Annotated in this window: 1 protein-coding gene; it reads right to left on the minus strand. The window is 60.5% G+C overall.

What is annotated here, in order from left to right:
• The coding region (locus IP76_RS20455) for a hypothetical protein (RefSeq protein ID WP_156318665.1) at positions 1–1392 on the minus strand (1392 nt) is incomplete at its 3' end.
• Positions 1393–1481 lie beyond the last annotated feature (89 nt).

A 1481-nucleotide genomic window follows, 5' to 3' on the forward strand; every position in this document is an offset into this window, starting at 1 on the left:
GATGAGGGCCAGGAGCGAGCAGACGAAGCAGAAGGCGTCGACGGTGTAGAGCCAGGCGCGGTAGCGGGGGCTGGGGTTGTACAGCCGGATCCACATGCGGATCGGGTAGTAAACGGTCGTGGGCCAGAAGCCCAGGGCTCCAACCAGCCCCACAATGTACGTGAAGAAAGGCAGGCAGATCGTCAGGAAGGTGATGATGACGACGTACATGGGGCGGAACCAGGCGCGGAACCACCAGCCCGACATCATCTTGGGCACCGGGCGGGGGCCCCACCACTTCTTCTGGTTGGACTCAAGGAAGTAAAAGAAGGGCTGGGACCACACCTGGTAGGCGGGCAGCAGGTGGATAAATACCATAATATTAGCCATATCCACCAGCCAGCGCGGCGTCTGGAAGGAGTCCAAAATGTTGCCTGCCACATCATTGCCATACGCCATGTAGCCCGAGATGGCTACCGCCATGTAGAAGGCCGTCATGATGTAGACCGACCAGTTGACTGTCCGCTTCATGGCGCGCATGGGGCCGCCCCGCACCCCGTCCTTGATCGTGTCCTGGATCTCGGGCAGGATCATGGAGAAGGAGTAGGCAAACAGGATTGCTCCCATTGCGTTGAACACGCCAAACACCTTGTCTGAGGTGGACAGGCCGGTGATGCCGCCAACAGTACCGTACGTGTTCCCCTCCGCAATGGCCCGACCCAGAGAGATGGAGGCATAGCAGAAGGACATGCAGGCGCCCAGGATGCAGGGCCAGAGGGAGGAGTCCATGTCCGGAATGTACGAGAAGAAAATTTGCATGCCGCCGTGGATCAGCGCCCACACCCAGTACTTGTTGAAGCACTCGCCGTTCTCCACGTCCTTGCCCTGCCCCTCGCACACAGAGGTGGCCACGTTGGTGAGCGCGTAAGACGCGGTGATGGAGTATGCCAGGGCGGTCAGCACCAGGTTTGACTGCTGCACCCAGGTAATAATGATGCCGTGTGTCCTGCCCATGACCAGGTTAACCTGCTCGATGTACGTGCGGGTGCGCTTGCCGTCAATGATGTGGCAGTCAGCCAGCAGCTGGGAGGTCAGCAGCGTCGCCCAGGCAAAGACAATCAGGCAGGTGATGCCCGCAGGCCAGCCGAGCATTGCCATAGAGCCGGGCAGCGACAGCACGCCAGAGCCGATGACGGCCGTGATCACCAGGAAGAAAGTCGAGAGGATAGTGCCTGTGCGCTTGACCCCATCTGCATCAATCTCGACGTCCTCTGCCAGCCCAAAGGTTCCGCCCTTGGTGCTGTAGCCGGGGATGGCCTTGTGAATGTTGGGGCGCCCCTCCTCCAGGCCGTCTTCCATTGATTCCACGCTCTTGCTGGCAGGCATGCTCTCTGCGAGATCGTCGCTTGACATGTTTGTGAGGTCTAGGGTGGGTGGGCGGCGGCCTTGCAAGGGCACCTGAAGGGTAGCCCTGTGAGATCTGTGCCCACGGCGCCCGCAAG

Source organism: Rhizobium sp. AAP43, from assembly GCF_001296045.1.
Taxonomy (GTDB): Bacteria; Pseudomonadota; Alphaproteobacteria; order Rhizobiales; family Rhizobiaceae; genus Allorhizobium.